Origin of the sequence: Streptomyces sp. NPDC050997, from assembly GCF_040660135.1 — a bacterium.
Classification (GTDB): Bacteria; Actinomycetota; Actinomycetes; order Streptomycetales; family Streptomycetaceae; genus Streptomyces.
On record NZ_JBFAGK010000002.1, the window covers coordinates 516,970 to 533,876 of the forward strand.

General features: G+C 64.2%; 15 protein-coding genes, 1 tRNA gene and 1 pseudogene. 10 read left to right on the forward strand and 7 right to left on the reverse strand.

Features of this window, described 5'->3' with window-relative positions:
• Nucleotides 1-704 precede the first annotated feature (704 nt).
• Nucleotides 705-1,526, forward strand: a complete 822-nt coding sequence (locus AB0H86_RS05515) for a hypothetical protein (protein ID WP_362433251.1) — start codon at nucleotides 705-707, stop codon at nucleotides 1,524-1,526.
• A gap of 143 nt (nucleotides 1,527-1,669) precedes the next feature.
• On the opposite strand, the gene AB0H86_RS05520 is transcribed toward AB0H86_RS05515, so the two are convergent.
• Nucleotides 1,670-2,353, reverse strand: a complete 684-nt coding sequence (locus AB0H86_RS05520; RefSeq protein WP_362433253.1) for a hypothetical protein — start codon at nucleotides 2,351-2,353, stop codon at nucleotides 1,670-1,672.
• Between the two features lie 1,167 nt (nucleotides 2,354-3,520).
• Between AB0H86_RS05520 and AB0H86_RS05525 the strand changes: the two genes are divergently transcribed.
• Nucleotides 3,521-5,623, forward strand: coding sequence for an AAA family ATPase (locus AB0H86_RS05525; RefSeq protein WP_362433255.1), 2,103 nt, complete (start codon nucleotides 3,521-3,523; stop codon nucleotides 5,621-5,623).
• Nucleotides 5,624-5,820: 197 nt separating this feature from the next.
• Here the strand turns inward: AB0H86_RS05525 and AB0H86_RS05530 are convergent, their stop codons facing one another.
• Complete coding sequence (locus AB0H86_RS05530) at nucleotides 5,821-6,915, reverse strand: DUF1152 domain-containing protein (RefSeq protein ID WP_362433257.1); 1,095 nt, start codon at nucleotides 6,913-6,915, stop codon at nucleotides 5,821-5,823.
• Nucleotides 6,916-6,996: 81 nt separating this feature from the next.
• Here AB0H86_RS05530 and AB0H86_RS05535 point away from each other — a divergent pair, with 81 nt between their 5' ends.
• The 5 genes and pseudogenes from AB0H86_RS05535 to AB0H86_RS05555 form a co-directional block, all read left to right on the forward strand.
• The gene (locus AB0H86_RS05535) at nucleotides 6,997-7,737 is read left to right on the forward strand and encodes a GntR family transcriptional regulator (RefSeq protein ID WP_362433260.1); all 741 of its coding nucleotides are present in this window, start codon (nucleotides 6,997-6,999) and stop codon (nucleotides 7,735-7,737) included.
• A gap of 276 nt (nucleotides 7,738-8,013) precedes the next feature.
• Entirely contained in the window at nucleotides 8,014-8,451 is a 438-nt protein-coding gene (locus AB0H86_RS05540; protein ID WP_362433262.1) for an ATP-binding protein, read from the forward strand.
• An 89-nt stretch (nucleotides 8,452-8,540) separates the two neighbouring features.
• Nucleotides 8,541-9,269: a GntR family transcriptional regulator gene (locus tag AB0H86_RS05545; RefSeq protein WP_362433265.1), complete on the forward strand. Its 729-nt coding sequence runs from the start codon at nucleotides 8,541-8,543 to the stop codon at nucleotides 9,267-9,269.
• 125 nt (nucleotides 9,270-9,394) lie between these two features.
• A complete protein-coding gene (locus AB0H86_RS05550) occupies nucleotides 9,395-9,745 on the forward strand; it encodes a hypothetical protein (protein WP_362433268.1) in 351 nt (116 codons plus the stop codon).
• Nucleotides 9,746-9,750: 5 nt separating this feature from the next.
• A pseudogene (locus AB0H86_RS05555) lies at nucleotides 9,751-10,082 on the forward strand (conjugal transfer protein TraS); the annotation flags it as partial.
• Between the two features lie 80 nt (nucleotides 10,083-10,162).
• Here the strand turns inward: AB0H86_RS05555 and AB0H86_RS05560 are convergent.
• Nucleotides 10,163-10,236 (reverse strand) — tRNA-Gly (locus AB0H86_RS05560).
• A 643-nt stretch (nucleotides 10,237-10,879) separates the two neighbouring features.
• Here AB0H86_RS05560 and dcd point away from each other — a divergent pair.
• From dcd to AB0H86_RS05575, 3 genes are all read left to right on the forward strand, one after another.
• On the forward strand, nucleotides 10,880-11,455 hold the full coding sequence (dcd, locus tag AB0H86_RS05565; RefSeq protein WP_362433271.1) for a dCTP deaminase: 576 nt from the start codon (nucleotides 10,880-10,882) through the stop codon (nucleotides 11,453-11,455).
• Nucleotides 11,456-11,474: 19 nt separating this feature from the next.
• A complete protein-coding gene (locus tag AB0H86_RS05570) occupies nucleotides 11,475-11,984 on the forward strand; it encodes a phosphoribosyltransferase (protein WP_362433272.1) in 510 nt (169 codons plus the stop codon).
• A gap of 79 nt (nucleotides 11,985-12,063) precedes the next feature.
• Nucleotides 12,064-12,465 (forward strand): DUF4234 domain-containing protein, encoded by a 402-nt coding sequence (locus AB0H86_RS05575; protein WP_362433274.1) that lies wholly within the window; start codon nucleotides 12,064-12,066, stop codon nucleotides 12,463-12,465.
• A 93-nt stretch (nucleotides 12,466-12,558) separates the two neighbouring features.
• On the opposite strand, the gene AB0H86_RS05580 is transcribed toward AB0H86_RS05575, so the two are convergent.
• From AB0H86_RS05580 to AB0H86_RS05595, 4 genes are all read right to left on the reverse strand, one after another.
• The gene (locus AB0H86_RS05580; protein ID WP_362433276.1) at nucleotides 12,559-13,578 is read right to left on the reverse strand and encodes a YIP1 family protein; all 1,020 of its coding nucleotides are present in this window, start codon (nucleotides 13,576-13,578) and stop codon (nucleotides 12,559-12,561) included.
• A gap of 48 nt (nucleotides 13,579-13,626) precedes the next feature.
• Entirely contained in the window at nucleotides 13,627-15,075 is a 1,449-nt protein-coding gene (locus tag AB0H86_RS05585; protein WP_362433278.1) for an FG-GAP-like repeat-containing protein, read from the reverse strand.
• Nucleotides 15,072-16,511, reverse strand: a complete 1,440-nt coding sequence (locus AB0H86_RS05590; RefSeq protein ID WP_362433281.1) for an FG-GAP-like repeat-containing protein — start codon at nucleotides 16,509-16,511, stop codon at nucleotides 15,072-15,074. The genes AB0H86_RS05585 and AB0H86_RS05590 overlap by 4 nt, the downstream gene beginning before the upstream one ends.
• Before the next feature lie 81 nt (nucleotides 16,512-16,592).
• Complete coding sequence (locus AB0H86_RS05595) at nucleotides 16,593-16,715, reverse strand: hypothetical protein (protein ID WP_362433283.1); 123 nt, start codon at nucleotides 16,713-16,715, stop codon at nucleotides 16,593-16,595.
• Nucleotides 16,716-16,907: the final 192 nt, after the last annotated feature.

Here is a 16,907-nt window from a genome sequence, read left to right on the forward strand (position 1 = left end):
ACCGATCATGAAGGCGGGAGGCAACAACGCTGAGGGGGGCACGTGGTTCTCGAGTGGGGGGAAAACGGTTTTCTCGCACCCGGCCGGTACCGACTGGATCCCGAGCAAGCCGAACAGCAGCTGGTTCATGATCCGCGCTTCGCTGGTTCGGATACTCGACAGTCGTTATGGGTAGGTCTGGAGACCTACCTGAGTCGTTTTTTAGATCTTGAGGACCGATATCGAGCGGCGATCGGAGACGGTTCCCTCATCCATGCCATCTGGTTGGGTGGCAGCTACGTCAGCACGAAGTTGAACCCTCAGAACATAGATCTAACGGTGTTGATAGATGAGGGCGCTGTGGCCGCTATCCGTGGTCTGGAGGGGACACGGTGGCTCGCGTCGGCCTTCAACCGCAAAGCACGTCTGGCGGAGCTTGGGGTTTCGCCCCTCAGGGTCGGGTACCGGCCGATAGTGTCCGTTTTTCGCTCAGAGCGGCTCGATCCGGCTGAGCAGGCCTACCTACGTGAGCGTGGAGCCTGGGACGACTGGTGGCAGCGTTGTCGGTCCAATGGGGTAGACAAGGGTAAGCCGACGCTACACAGTGCGGCCCCCCGGCGTGGCTACGTGGAGGTGACGTTGTGAGCACTAGCTGGCGACAACGTGCCCTTGAGCGAAACCGTGAGGCCAACGCTCGCTTCTTCGCTGATCAAGATCCAGAGCATTTGAGCGAAGACGCTTACGACGAGGAGCTACGCCGGCACTGGCTTGAGGCAGTACGTCACTACGATCCCGCTGCACAGCTTCACGAAGAGCTAGTTGTGCGCCTTCGAGGTGAGGCGGCCGACCGGGGCGCTCTTGATTTCCGAATCGGCGACGCATTACTAAAGCCACTCAGGGAAGGTGTTTCTGCGGCTGCCCGAAAAGACGTTGAACTTGAACTGACGGGTGTATCTAGGGGAAGCACTATTCTGCATGTGCGACCCAGCGTTCCTGAGATCGTCAGTGACACCGACGAGGATCTCGCGGTCGTTGATTCATCCATCGCTGACCCTGCAATGCGTGACTTTCTCAAGCTGGTTGACGCTGCGGAAAAAGAGCAGGACGTGCGCCGGTGGGAGCGCATAGTGCCCGGCTTGGACGGCGTAGTCGAAGCGCTTGATAAATTCGACCTGTCCATGGATATGCGCTGGTTCAGTCTGGATGGAACCGTTAGGTCATCGCACCTATCAAGGCGAGGGAAGGATTACGTCCGTAGCCTCCGGAACACAGAGGTGCAGAAATCCAAGATGGGCATCACCGGCCGGATTACAGAGCTTAGGGAGTCCGGCGTCGTTAAGATCAAGACGGGTGTCTCAAGGACGTCCTCTGCATACGAGGTTCGAATTGACCCGGAAGGGCTTATCGGTATGCACTTGGAACTCGGCATGACGGTCTCATTCGTTGTCGAGGTAGCCCGAAAGACAGACAGGCTTGGCCACGCGCGGTCGACTGAATACCGATTCTTGCGCGTCAGTGATGGCCAGGAGCGTTTGTTCGAGAAATAAGGCAAATCCGTATAATTGACAGAGGCTGTCACTAAGCTGGGCCGACCGCGCTCACATCTGTCTTAGGAGTACGTAGCCGGGCCGACGGATTGGGCGTGCATGGACGGCCAGGTGGGATGTCGGCAAGCGGTACCTGCTGGTGCTCAAATGAGGGCTGAACCCGTGTACCCGCTGAGGTAAGATTTGAAGGCTCGGCGAATCTGGGATCGGACTTCTTGGACGCGGTCGGGCGCGCTGGGTGCCACGAGAGGCTCGTACTCGCGCTTGCGCGCGGACAAGTACCGGAGAACGTTCGGTGCACTCGTGTTGGAAACGAATAGTTCGTGCTGCGCCTTCAGGTCCGCATGCAGCCCTTCGAAGTTGCGCGCAAGTTCGATTCCCAAGTGAGTGGCGTAGTACTTGCATTCGATGGCGAGGAGGCACTTGTTGCCGCGCGGTGCGATGCCCTCGCGACGACTTAGCGCTGCCTCGTCTGCTTGAAGTACGACAACGTCGCACTCGTGGAGCACACCAGAGCCTCCTTGGACTCGTACACCCACGTGCGCCTCCAAGGCTGGGGCACGGTCGAACTCGATCACGGCATGAGTGAACGGTTTTGCCTTTTGATATAGCTGACCCGGGCCGGTACGGAACAAGAGGTCCTGGACAGTGTTGCCGTGCACGTCCTCATAGTGCACCTGCGCGCTCCACTTGCTGGCGGTGCTGACCACTAGGGAGAATAGGAATCCCTCGTAAACGTCACAGGCGTCAGAAGCGGATGTGTACGAGAGGCTCTGAGCAGCGATCAGCCACTTAACCTCGTTGAGAAGGTCGTCGATCCCACTCATCCGCGGATGCCTTCCCGTAGAGCAACGATGATTTGCGAGATGTCTCGACGGTGAAGCTCAGCACGTTCGCGTGAGAGCACCCTTTCCTCTGTAGGTCGACGTCGATCGGTGTCAGCTGGGATGAACCTAACGCTGAACACGGGAGGTCGCCGCCCATCCCCTTCCTCGAGAACTGACAAGGTGCTTTCCTCTACCTCGGGCAGTTCCACGAACATTCGATGCAGCGAATCGAGGAGTAGCTCGACACGTTCTCGCGTTTCCATTGGGCGTGTTGAAATCACCACGCTTCCAGTACGCTGTCCAGCCCGGTACTGACGCTGTGTGTAGTTGGATACAGTCGTGTATTCAGGCTCCTCAGATCCCCCTCCGTCGATAGCGCTTTCTGTAGGCCGCGACTGCCGTCGCCGCCTAAGCAACTTCTCCTGCGGTACTCCCGCGGCGGCTGAATCTTGTACGGCGTCCGTTAGCCACTCAAATCCTGACGCGATAAGCACTTGATGCAGTTGCTCTTCAAGCTGACGCAGTTCATTCTCGTGCATAACCCCCCCCATCGATTCGGCCTGTATAGTCCGTTAGCCGGTAGCCCTCCGTAGGGCACTGTTGAGCAACCTCGAGCGGCCCCGGCAATGGCTCAACCTGGACCGGTGCACTCCGCGTTCAGCTGACGGCGGTGCGCCTTGATGCTGTCCGATTGAGCCTCAGCCGACGACAGTCAGCCACGACGACGGGTCAGCCAGCCGACGGGGCGCGCGTGTGTCCCTGCGCCCCCACCGACCTCAGCCACGCTATCGGTGCCGTCGACCAGAGCATGCCACGACGGCCAGCCCGCGAAGGCGACTCGGGCGCATCCGCCAGAACGTTGTCAGCTCAGGAAGCTGCGATCACCTTGGGACTGATAGGGCGCTGATCGGTAACAGCTTGGTCGTGGCCTCGTCGCGTGGCACACGGTCCTGGGCCAACAGCGCGCCTGCGGAAGCTTCCTTCGTCGCGAGGCGTGTGGCCTGGGCCTATCGTTTGCCAACGCCCCCTGTATGTAGGGGAGCTGTCGGCAGGATCAGCCAACTCGGGGAAACCGGCACTCACATGAGCCTCATAGATCTACGCTAGTTAGCTCAAGAACCAGGGCACAGGCGGGCTTGGGGCCCATGATCCATGAGAGGCACAGCGATGCGGATCTCGCATGTACATGTCCAGAATTATCGCGGACTTCGAGATCTCCAGATTCCAGTCTCTCAATTCGGCTGCATCATCGGAGAGAACAACGCGGGTAAATCCTCCATTCTGCAAGCCTTCGATATTTTCTTCAGTGGTCCTACCTTGAAGGACTCGGATTTCTATGATGCGCGTAGCCCATTGCGCATCGAGGTCACGTTCGACGAGATCAAAGATGAGGACCTTGCGCGACTTGCAGAGGAGCATAGGGGTCGCATTGAAAAGGTAGCCGAAGGTGGAAAGTTGACACTGTCACGAGTGTACGCTGCCCCTGGCAAGGGCGTACTCAAACAAGTTGACGATATCCCGTCAGATAAGCGCTACTGGCCTTCTTCTGTTCAGGAACTTGTGGCGGGTAAGCGTGGGGAGGAGCTTAGGCAAGGTGCCATTTACGCATTTCCTGAGCTTCGTGAAAAATTGTCACCGAAGCCGTCACAGAAGGAGGTGAAGGAGGCAATCTCCGAACTGTCCGCCAACCTTCCGCCCGCCGCGCGGATCAAAGGCGACGTTGATCTTGTAACGGGAATGGATAGATCCATCCAAGCGCTTTTGCCTGAGGTCATCTATATCCCGGCCGTGAAAGAGCTCTCTGATGATCTTAAAACTTCCGAGAGTAGCTCTTTCGGGAAGCTTTTGGGAATTCTGTTTGAGCAGATCAAGCCTCAACTTTCCGACATCGACACATTGTTTGGGCAGCTGCGTAATTATCTCAATACCGAGGTCTTGCCTGACGGCACGTTGAGCGACAATCGGCTTCACGAGGTTCGCCAAATCGAATCTTTGGTGCAAGGAAATTTGCAAGCTGCCTTTCCCGATACTTCGGTGAGCATCGAAATTCCTCCTCCTGACCTTCGGAGTATCTTGTCAAATGCGACCGTTACGGTCGATGACGGAATCCGTGGGGCTTTCAAGAGCAAAGGTGACGGACTCCGCAGGTCTGTGACGTTCGCTATTCTGCGGTCCTACGCAGAGTTGCGAGCTGCTGTGCGAGGAGACGCCGCAGAGGTTAGGCCGAGACCCTATTTGCTCCTGTTCGAGGAGCCCGAACTCTTCCTGCACCCACGTGCTCAGCGCCAACTATTCGAGGCGCTGCGCATTTTCGCGCAGGACAATCATGTCCTCGTCAGCACGCATTCCACCGCTTTCTATAGTCCTCAAGCGACGGGTACTTTCGTCAAGATCGCGAAGAATCGGACCACGACGCCTCCAACTGCCGTTGCGTATCCGGTAGATCTTTCCCACCTCAAGGCGAAGGATCAGTTCCAGATGATTCGTCAAGAGAACAACGATGCAGCCTTCTTCTCCGACAAGGTACTTCTTGTAGAAGGAGATAGTGATCATATTCTAATTCCGCATATCGCGCATATGCTACACCCGGATTGGGACTTCGATAAACAGTCTGTGGCTATCGCGCGCGTTAACGGAAAGTCGAGCATTGCAAGGTATCGGGAATTCTTTGAGCGGTTTGGTGTCTCGGTAGCCGTCCTAGTGGATCTTGACGCCATCTCCGAGGGCTTTGGCAAGCTGGGTGCCGGCCAGGCTTCACTAGAAAAGCAACGTCACCTCATGCAGTTGGTTGGGGAGAATATCTCAGCCAACGGTGCAGCGTCTGACGAAATTTCCAATAATCAGGCCCGTAGGTTGCGTGATGCTCCTGCCATGAAGGAACTCTGGAGAGATGCGAAGCAGTTTGGTGATCTTTTTATCGAGGGGGGTTGTGAGTGGCCCGAGCTGCAGAAGAAAGTTGAGGACTTCTTTACCCGAGCGGTGACTCGCGACTTGCGAACGATTCTCGTTAAATATCCGCCCTCGGCGGAGATTTCTGAGGCAAAAAATGATCTTCTCTTGTCTTTGCGAACTGAGAAGATTTATGTGCTTGAACGGGGTGCAATTGAAGACTACTACCCCGATGCGATTTCAGGAGACAAGCTGACGGCAGCGCAGAGCTTTTGCGATGAGCATCGAACGGCTAGCGCGATTAGATCCGCTATTGCGCAAGATGCCCCTGCTGGCGAGTGCGAATTCGACTTGATCTTCCGAAGCTTCTTTGAGGAGTAGAGCTCAGTCCTGAGGCGGCCAGCCACTTCAGCTACGACGACCCCTTCCTTGACGTCCGGTAGCTGACCGTTATCAGCGCGGCCCGGCCCCCGGCCGGGCTGGAGCGGGGCGGAGACAGGAGCTCAGGCCCGGCCGGGGGCCGGGCCGCGCGCGGGGAGCGGAGCGAGCCGCCTTGAACCCGTAGAGAAGGTTGTTACTCAGGCTTCGGCTGGGATCTGCCACAGTGGCGCGACGTAGCGCTCTGGTCGGCTGCTGATGAGGAGTTGGCGCAGGTCATCGCGTTGTGAGCCGCTGAGATTCAGGACCTCCGTGAGGTGGCGGAACGTCGTGTGGGTGACTCCGCGGCTTCGGGCCTCGTTCTCGAACTCGTCGAGTTGGGGCAGCACGGTGCCGGGATCGAGCTCCACCGCTGGCTGGTCCTTGAGCCATGCGGCCTTGTTGCGCTCGTAGTCGATTTCCGAGTAGCCGCAGACCTCGCGGCTGTGCGCCTCGACCTCATCCAGGCTGGTGGTCGACAGGATGGCGCGAGCCAGCTCGTTGCGGTTTAGGGCCTCGTCCAGGTCGACCTTGCGCACCGTCGGGCTTTCGTTCGTGAGGGGAATGGAGAGTCCGGCGTCTCGTACCTCGCAGATGCCTCGTACCCCTCGCGCTGTTGCGGCGAGTATCCCGGTCGCCTCGGAGGGGTGCCACTCCAGGACCGACCTCACTGGCTCTGCATCCTTCGCGGTCAAGGTGCGGACGAGAGGCCCGAGCAGACTCCGCACTTCGTCGAGCGGGAGTTCACCGTCCAGGCCGGGACCGGCGACCAGGAGCCTGACGGGAGCGTTCACCTGGCAGCATGCGGCCAGCGTGAGGGCGTCGGCAAGCGGGCTCTTCAACGTCGGTTCGTCGCCTCGCGCGAGGACGTCACCGCCCACGTCCAGGAGATCGATCGACGTCGGCTCGAAGTGGCGCACCAGCTCTTCGAGTTGGCGGGTGACGCCCTCGGCGCCGTGATGCGGGTCGATCAGGGCGAAGGTGTACGGGAGCTCTGCCGCAAGCCGGGGGAGGGTTGATCCTGCTGGAGAGATCGGACGGGCCTCGGCCGGCACTGACCAGACAAACGGAGTGAGCGGTTCAAGTCCCGTGAAGTCGGACGGGCCTCGGGGGCCTGGGACAGGGTCGACCAACAAACGGTCCCACGCGTAGGTGAGGATCACCGCCTGGTCGTCGGCGCCGTAAAGGGCGGCGTCAAGCATTGCGGCGGCGACTGCGTCGCCCCCTCCTCCTGCTGCGACGATCAACCGCGTCATGTGCTCAACATTACGGGCTCGGCCCCTGGCCGCTCACCCTATAGTGGCTAGAGGCCATAGCCACTTGGACGAGGAGGGGACATGCCTCAGATCGAAGAGGCGCAGCCGAAGTATCTCCAGATCGCTCACTACATCCGCGATCAGATCCTTCGGGGCGACCTGAGGCCGGGGGACGAGGTCCCCTCGGAGCGGCAACTGGCGGCGAACTGGAAGGTGTCCAGGCCGACGGCAGCGCGGTCGTTGGAGGCGCTGAGTCATCAGGGGCTCGTCGAGAAGCGGCAGGGTTCGGGCACGTATGTGCGGAGCCTTGAAGTCAACCGGCGGGCCCGGGAGTTGTACGGACGGACGAGGCAGACAGGGAAGATCTACACCCCTGGCGAGTATGCGGTGATCACCTCAGCGGGTTGGCTGGAGGCGCCGGATCACGTTGCTGAGGCGCTGGGCCTGGTCAAGGACCGTCGGGCGGTGCACCGCCGGCGCGTGACCAATAATCAGGACGGCCCCATCACGCTGTCCACTTCGTGGTTCGCGCCGGACGTCGGTCAACGGGCGCCCAGGCTTCTGGAGCCTGAACGGATCCAAGAGGGCACGTTGATGTACGTCGAGAACATGACGGGACGACAGGGGAGTTACGCCGAAGACCGTATGTGTGCCCGGCAGGCGACCGGTGAAGAGACGGCTGACCTGCAACTGGAGCCCGGATCGGCGGTCTTGATCGTGCACCACGTCGTGTTCGACCTGCAGGACCGGCCGTTGGAGTTCGCCGAAGCCACGTATCCGCCGCATCGCTGGGCGTTCGAGCAGGGCTACCCCCTTACCTGACGGATCGTCATTTCGGCGAATCGCTTGCACAGCGTGAGTGGCTAATGCCACTATCCATTAAGTGGCTAAGGCCACTTCATCGGAAGGGGGCACGGTGTGACGAGTCAGCGGCCGGATCAGGGCACGCACTTACCTTGCCGGGGTTGCCGGGGGCGCGGCTGGAAACGCGTCGGTTCGCGTACGTCCTTGGCGCTTGCCACCACTGCTGACCGTGCTCGTGCCACATCGAAGCGGCGCTGCCTCGACTGCGACGGCAGCGGCAAGGAGTGAGCACGGATGGGCTACACGATCGACCGCTACCCCTGCCAGGACTCGCCACGACTCGGAGCGATGACCTTGCACCCTGTCCCGGAGTCGGTGCCCCGCGCCCGGCGCTGGTTCCGTAAGTTCATCGCCCCGTACAACCCGGCCTGCTCAGTCGACGACTGCACGTTGATGATCTCGGAGTTGGTGACCAACGCCATCTCCTACGGACGCTCGGAAGACGAGTGGGCCGTGCGGGGCGAGTGGTTCCGGGAGGGGGCCTCGCTCCGAGTCGAGGTGCACAACCCGGGTTTCCCGGCGAACGTCCGACTCCGGCACCCGGAGGCCAATGACGCTCACGGCCGCGGACTGCTCCTCGTCGACTCCATCGCCGAGTCGTGGCACCTTGGGCCCAGCCGCCTCGGCGGGACAGTCGTTTCCTTCGTGATGACCGATGCGTGGCCTGCCTGAGGAAGGTGTGGCGCCGCAGTATTGCGCAATTGGATTTATCGCTAGTCTGGTTGACCAGTTGACTTGGCCAATCTCGACAGGCGGCGTTCATGGCGTATGAAGTGGAGGCACCCAAGTACGTACGCCTCGCCCAGACGATCCAACGCCGCATCGAGGATGGCACGTACCCGCCGGGCACCCGGGTCCCCAGTGAGAATCAGCTGGTCCAAGCATTCGGGATGTCTCGGCCAACCGTCGTGCGCGCTCTTGAGCTGCTGAAACGGGACGGCTGGGTGGAGTCCCGGCAGGGGTTCGGCACTACGGTGCGCGGGCGGCCGGCCGTCGTCGAGCAGAAGGACCGCCGAGGGCGCGAAGCGCTGGAGCGCAACGAGTCCCAGATTCCGGGCCGTCTCGTTGCAGTCGACCAGGTGCCGGTTCCGGCGCGCATCGCCTCCGCGCTCGGGCTGCCGAAGCGGGCCCAAGTCCTGATGCGTCAATTCCTGGTCGAGGAGGAGGGGGAGGCGGTCGAGCTCGTCTCGTCGTACTTCCCCGCCGACCTCGTCGAGGGCACCGAACTGGAGAGCTCCGAACCGCTGGGCGCCGGCGTCCGGGAATACCTGGAAACTCGGAAGAAGCTCCGCTTCGACCACGTGACGGAGCGGGTCTCGGCTCGACTGCCCGGTGCGGGTGAAGCCGAGCTTCTCGGTCTGGCCGACGGTGTGCCTGTTCTCAGCGTCCTGGTCATCGCCCATGACGCGTCGGGGCGGGCTTTGCAGGTCTCCGACGTGCTGCTTCCTGCGGATGGGCAGGAGCTCGAAGACACGTATCGCTTGAACTGAGCCCAAGTGCATGGGCAGTTGAGCTCCATTCACACTTGACAAGTCAACTTGGCAACTCTAACTTCGAACTTGCTAAGTCAACCTGTCAGGTGATGGGTTGATCGATCTCAGAAGGAGAACTCTCTGTGCGTGTGATCCGCGTTGACGCCTCGACCGCCACGATCCTGCTCACCGAAGCGCCGGCACCGAAGGTGCGTCACCGGCAGACCGGTGAGGTTGCCAAGGACACCGTGAGCGGTGAGGCGCTGATGACCGTCGGCGTTGTCTTCATCGACGAGGGGGACTCGTCGCTCATCCAGGTCACCGTTCCCGAAAGCGGTGTGACGGAGGGCCTGAGCGTTGGTTCTCCGGTATCGCTGCCGGGCCTCATCGCCCGGCCGTGGGAGAGCGTGTTCAACGGCCAGCAGCGGCACGGCATCGCCTACCGAGCCACCGCGATTGCGCCGGGCGCCTTCCCGGTCGCTCAGGCGGGCTGATCGCCGTGACGGACCTGATCACGTTGGCTGAGCTGGGCGGCTCGCTCGCTGCGATAGGCGGCGCGGCCTACGTCCGGCACGCCAACCCGGCCGCGTACTGGTCCACGGTCGGGCTGCCGGTCTCGGTGGCCCGGCTGCTGGCCTCGTACTCCTCGACCATGGACGCCTGTGGCCTGACCGTCGCGCCGTCCCGGCTGCGGGTGCTGGCCATCAAGGTGACCAGCTGTCGGGAGATCCTGTTCCGCCCCGTCGGGGCATCATCCGGCCCACCACGACGGGCCTGTGTGTCCGGCTGCGGCTGGCTCCGGGCCAGGAGCCCGCGGACGTCGCCGCCTCGTTCTGGCACGAATCTGGCACGCGGCGAGTGATCACAGCGGACAGCAAAAAGGCCCGGGTCGATGACCTGGGCCTTCTTCATGGAGCGGGTGACGAGAATCGAACTCGCACTCTCAGCTTGGGAAGCTGATGTTCTACCACTAAACTACACCCGCGAAAGACGCCGGTCAGGGCCGGTGTCGGAACGCTCTGTCACTTTACCTCATGTCCGGCCCCCGGTGCTGAAGCAGTGGGGGCTGACTGCGTTTCAGGGGTGGGACGGGGCTGCGGGGTGCGGGAGTTGGGGCGTACGGTGGAGGGGTGGGAGAGGGTCCGGGCGAGGCCGGAGTGCCGCCTGTAGAGTCGTCCCTTTGATCCCGTAACGTGGCATTTATCGTCGGGTGAGCAGTAGCCCGACGAGGCTCTTTGGGGAAGGAACTCTAGGACTTGATGGAGCGCACCGTCGTCCGATGTGCCGATGGGCACGTGTTCAGTACCGCTTCGTTCCCGATGCAGCAGGCCGAGCGGCTCGGCCCCGGTCGGCTGCTGCGGTGTCCACGGTGTGCCCGGCTCCGCAGTGTGGTGCCGGTGGCCTTGGAGGACCAGCGGCAGCGGTCGGAGGCAGCATCCGGAAGCAGTGGCCGCAAGCGCTGACGAGAAGCGCTGACGAGAAGCGGTGGTGAGAAGCCGTGGTGAGGGGTCGCAGTGAGAAGCGGTAGCCAGAAGCAGTAGCCAGAAGCAGTAGACACGCACAGGCAGTAGCGCAGGCGCGCGGCGTCCGATTGTGGCCGGTCCGCGCGCCTTGCGTATCCTCGGGGCGTGCTTCTCTCAGACAAGGACCTCCGGGCCGAGATCGACGCCGGACGCGTACGGATCGATCCCTACGACGAATCCATGGTGCAGCCGTCCAGCATCGATGTACGGCTTGATCGGTATTTTCGGGTGTTTGAGAATCACCGGTACCCCCACATCGATCCATCCGTCGAGCAGGTGGATCTGACGCGGCTCGTGGAGCCGGAGGGGGACGAGCCGTTCATCCTCCACCCCGGGGAGTTCGTGCTCGCCTCGACGTACGAGGTCATCTCGCTCCCCGACGATCTCGCCTCGCGGCTCGAAGGGAAGAGTTCCCTCGGGCGGCTCGGGCTCGTCACCCACTCCACCGCCGGGTTCATCGACCCCGGTTTCTCCGGGCACGTCACGCTCGAACTGTCCAACCTCGCCACGCTCCCCATCAAGCTCTGGCCCGGGATGAAGATCGGCCAGCTGTGCATGTTCCGGCTCAGCTCGCCCGCCGAGTCCCCCTACGGGAGTGAGCGGTACGGATCGCGGTACCAGGGGCAGCGGGGGCCCACGGCCTCCCGGTCCTTCCTCAACTTCCATCGGACCCAGGTGTGACGAACGGGGCGGCAGCGACATGAGTGACGTACGCGAGAATCTGTCCTACGAGCGCTTCGGTGTCGCCGTGCGCGAGCTCGCGCAGACCATCGCGGACGACGGGTACGAGCCCGACATCGTGCTCAGCATCGCCCGCGGGGGCGTCTTCGTCGCCGGCGGGCTCGCCTACGCCCTCGACTGCAAGAACATCTCGCTCGTGAACGTCGAGTTCTACACGGGCGTGGGGACCACCCTCGATATGCCCGTCATGCTCGCTCCCGTGCCCGACGTCATCGACTTCTCCGACAAGAAGGTCCTGATCACCGACGACGTCGCCGACACCGGCAGGACGCTCAAGCTGGTGCGCGACTTCTGCCTCGACACCGTCGCCGAGGTCCGCAGCGCCGTGATCTACGAGAAGTCGCAGTCGCTGGTGAAGTGCGAGTACGTGTGGAAGCGGACCGAGGAGTGGATCAACTTCCCGTGGAGTGTGTTGCCTCCGGTACATAGGTCGGGAGAGCTACCGAAGGAGAACGAGGAAGCCGTCTGACCTGCGGACTCCCTGCCCAACACGCCCGACGCGCGCGGCGCGGCCGGTCGTGATGCACTGGGTTTATGGGAGGTGCGTCATGTCAGGTCGCGCTGGCAGGACCCGCAACATCTTTCTCGTTTGGCTGATCTGGCCGCTGATCACACTGGGCATCTACCACCTGGTGTGGTACTACAAAATCAATCGCGAAGCTCGGGACTTTGATCACCGGATCGAGGTCAATCCGGTGATGGCCCTTCTGGCTGTCACCGTCGGCTGGCTGGTGATAATTCCGCCCTTCGTATCGGTCTACAACACCGGTCTGCGAATTTCCCGCATGCAGCAGTCGGCCGGGATGCAGCGGGACTGCAATCCCTGGATCGGACTGATCCTTTTCATCGTGGCCGCTCTGTACCCGCTTTACTACCAGCACGAGTTGAACCAGATCTGGGCTCACTACCAGATCCCACAAGAGGGCGAGCAGGTGCCTCTCGCAGCCTGAGGTGCGAGAGAGGGGCTCCCGGCATGCGTGCCGGGAGCCCCTCTCCGTACTACCGCGATCCGTACCGCCGCGGACTAGCGGACTAGCGGACTACTAGAACGTGCCCAGCTTCACGATCGACAGCAGGGCGATCAGCTGGATCGCCGACGCGCCCAGGGCCTTCGGCCACGCCAGGTCGTGGGAGTGGCGGACCATCAGGGTCAGCAGGACGCCGGCCGCGATCCAGGTGACCCAGCCCAGGATCTGCACGAAGGGCGCGTCGCCGCCGAGGAACATCGCGAAGACCAGGCGGGGGGCGTCCGTGAGGGACATGATCAGCATCGACAGGCCGACCGTCGGTTGCCACGCGCCGTCGCCGCCGAGCTGGCGGGCCAGGGTGTGGGTGACCACGCCCAGGATGAAGGACGACAGGACCATCGCCACGGAGGTGACCAGGACGATGGGAACGGCGTTCGAGAGTGTGGCGTTTATCGCGTCCTCGCGGGCGCCGTCGAAGCCGAAGACCGCGAGCAGGCCGTAGAGGAAGGACACGATGAGGGCGGGGCCCCACATCGTGTAGTCGCGCATCTGGAGGAAGGTCTGGTTGGGGGCCAGGAAGATGCCCCTCAGCAGGTCCTTCCACGGCAGACGCGGCCCGATCGGTCCGGCCGGAGCCGCGCCCGCGCGGTACGTTCCGCTCTGGTTGTAGGGGTCGTCGCCGACCGAGAACGCCTGGGTGCTCCCAGGGTTGTTGGCGGCGTACGGGTCCGGGCCCGGCTGCGGCGGGTAGGTGCCGCCGTCGCCGAAGTACTCCGGTTCGTCATAACCACCGGCCTGGGTGCCGCCGCCCCCGTACTGCTGCTGCCCGGGGTAGGGCTGCGGCGCCGGTGGGGAGCCGTACGACGGACGCCCCTGGGGCGAGCCGTACGTCTGGCCCTGGGGCGCCTGCTGCCCGTTCCCGTGGGGCGCCTGCCGCTGCCCGTACGGAGGTTGTTGCGGTCGCGCTTGAGGAGCGCCGTTGTCCCGGCCGCGTCCGATCCTGAATCCAGCCACGTCTTCGAACGTACCTGGTCTCCGTGAGTGAGGTGCCGGGCCCGGCGTTCCGGACCCGGCTTTGCGGCCGAGCTGTGACATCCCCTAAGGGGAGAATCACGGGTTGATCAGGGTTTGCTCGGGGTTCGCTCAGGAGTTGCCCAGCGTCGAACCGTAGCCGGGGCTGCCCGCCGTGGACACGCCCGTCGTCGAGGGGCCGAAGCTGGTCGCGCCGCTGGTGGTGGGGCCGGTCGCCGTGGAGCGCAGGGCCCAGACCGCGCCGTCGCCGGAGTTCTCGCCCGGCGCGGAGACGGAGAGGTCGGCACGGCGGTCGCCGGTGTGGTCCAGCAGGCTGGTACGGCCGCCGAAGCGGTCGGACTTCTCGTCGGCGCCGGGTACGCCCGCCGTGTTCTGGGTGTAGGACGTGGCGCCCTTGGTGGTCAGGCCGGAGGCCGAGCCGTACAGGACGGTGACCGAGCCGGTGGTGGCCGCGGCGCCGGTGGACTCGCCGGACGCGCCGATCGCCAGGTCGGCGTAGGTGTCGCCGTTGATGTCGCCGAGGGAGACACCGGAGCCGAAGGCGTCGCCGGTCTCGGCGGCGCCGGGCACGCCCGCCGTGTCCTGGGTGATGACGAGCGGGGCGCGGTTGCTGTCGTGGCCGTCCGGGCCGCCGTACCAGACGGTGACCTTGCCGCCTTTCGCGCCCGCCGGGTCGGCTGACGTCTCGCGGTGGTTGCCGACGGCGATGTCCGCGTAGCCGTCGTGGTCGATGTCGCCGACCGCGGAGACGTAACCGGCGGGCAGGTTCACCAGCCAGTCGTTGAAGTTGCCGATGCTGCCGTCCACCAGGGTCGTGACGGCGTCGTCGGTGCCGTCGAGGCGACCGTGCGCGATCAGCTGCGGGAACCCCCTCTTCATGACGTCTCCGGAGGAGAGGTACTCGACGCCGTACGACGTCGAGAACGGGTGGGAGCCACCGGCCATGGACCCGCCGTTGCCGCCGCCGAAGGCGCCGGTCCTGGTGAAGGGGCCGGACACGAAGTTGAGCTCGAACCTGCCGGTCGAGCCGGTCGCGACCTCGGGTGTTCCGTCGCCGTTGAAGTCGCCCGCGGCCACGGCCTTGCCGTAGCGGTCGTTCTCGCGATGGTTGTCGTTGCGCAGCTCACGGCCGCCGGACAGACCGGTCTTCGAGCCCCAGACGATGGCCACCATGCCGTCGTTGGTGTCGCCGTCGAGGTCCTCGCCGGGGGTGCCGACCACGAGGTCGGCGTAACCGTCGCGGTTCAGGTCGGCGGAGGCGAGCGCGGAGCCGAAGGCGTCGTCGGTCTCGGCGGTGCCCGGGATGCCCGCCGTGTTCTGGGTGATCAGCTTGTACGTGGAGCTCTTGAGGCCGGTCGAGCTGCCGTAGACGACGGAGACGGCGCCCGCCTTCGCCTTGCCGCCGACGGTGGCGCCGGGGGCACCGATCGCCAGGTCGGCCCGGCCGTCGCCGTTGAAGTCGAACGGGGTGGCGGGCGTCGCCGCCTGTGCGGCGGGGGCGGACAGCGCGAGCGGGGTGAGGGAGGCCGCGAGCAGGACGGCGAGTCGGCGGTACGTCACTGGGAGATCACCCAGCCGAAGTCCGCGCCGCCCTTGAGGGAGACGCCACGGGCGGTGAAGGACGTGGCGCCGGTGGCGGTGAGGCCGGAGGCGGCGCCGCGCAGGACGGTGATCGCGCCGTAGCCGTTCTCGTAGCCGGAGCCGGTGACCAGGTCGGCCTTGCCGTTCTTGTCGAGGTCGACCAGGCGGACCGCCATGCCGAAGGCGTCGTCCTTCTCGCTGCTGCCGGGGACGCCCGCGGTGTTCTGCGTGTACGACTTGGCGCCCGAGCCCTTCAGCCCGGTGGCCGAGCCGAACAGGATCGTCACGGAACCCGAGTCCTTGGCCGTGCCGTTGTCCTCACCCCAGGCGCCGACCGCGACGTCGGCGAACTTGTCGCCGTTGACGTCGCCGACGCTCACCGCCGCGCCGAAGCGGTCCTCCGCCTCGCCCGCGCCGGGCACACCGGCCGTGTCCTGGTGGATGACGGTCGGCTGCTGCTCCGGGTCGGGGCCGTTCGGGCCGCCGTACCAGACGCTGATCTGGCCGCCCTTGTGGCCGCCGGGCTTGTCGCTGCGCGGGTCCTCGTAGTCACCGAGAACGAGGTCGCCGTAGCCGTCGCCGTTGATGTCGCCGACCGAGCCCAGGGCGCCGTCGGCCTTCGGCAGCATGGTCTGGGCGTAGCTGGACTCGGGGTGGCTCTCCCAGCCCGCGGGGTCGTAGCCCAGGTAGCCGATGACGCCGCCGTGGTCGCTGCTGACGCTGTACGGGTACACGCGCTCCGCCGCCTTGTCGCCGTTGATGTCGCCGGCGATCACGTCGTACGTCGAGCCGACCTCGTAGACGGAGGTCTGGCCGGTGGGCGCGCCGGTACGGGCGAAGGGGCCCTTGTACAGGCCGGTGTAGCTCTGGCCGGTGACGGTGACGTCCGTCTTGCCGTCGCCGTCGAAGTCACCGGTCGCGATGCCGGCGCCGTAGCCGCCCCACTCGGAGAGCTGGGACGACGGCGCGGGCAGCCCCGAGCCGCCGGAGAGGCCGGACTTGCCGCCCCAGATCACGGTGACCGAGCCGACGCCGTCACGGTCGCCGATGCTCTCGTACTGGGAGCCGACGACCAGGTCGGCGTAGCCGTCCGCGTTCAGGTCGCCGGCGGCGAGGCTGTTGCCGAAGCGGTCGCCGTACTCGGCCGTGCCCGGGACGCCGGTGGAGTTCTGGGTGATCACGGTCTTCTTGGCGGCGGAAACCCCGGACGACGAGCCGTACAGGACGACGACGGCCCCCGCGCTCTGCACCGAGCCGACGTCGGCGCTCATGGCGCCGATGGCGACGTCCCGGTAGCCGTCACCGTTGAAGTCCCCGGCGAGACCGGAGGGTGCGGCGGTGGCCGGGGTGACGGGCAGAGCGGTGAGCAGGCCGGTGGCGAGGGTGGTCGCGAGGAGGAGTGTGCGCTTGCGCAAGGCAGGGTCTCCGGAAGAGGGGTGAGGCCGGGCCCGTGAGTGCCCGGCCGGTGCTGAAGGGGTACGGGTCGGTCGGCGAGGTCAGTCGGCGAAGTTCGCGCCGAAGTCCGGCGAACCCGTCGTCGAGACGCCCGAGGCGCTCGGGGAGATCGTGCGCAAGCCAACGGTGGCCGTCGCGAAGGTCAGCCTGAAACGCTTGTGCATGCGAGGTCTCCTGCGGCATGCGGGGGATGCCTGGCGGGCATCCGCAGTCGATGATGAGCGTCCGCCGTCCGTGGTCGGTTCCAGTGGTCGGCCCGGGTTCCACGGGGCGGGCGGCGATCAGGAGACCTTCGCTGACGCGTAAGGGTTGTACGTGAGTTCGGTAAATTCTCGAGGCGGACGCAGAGGTAGACG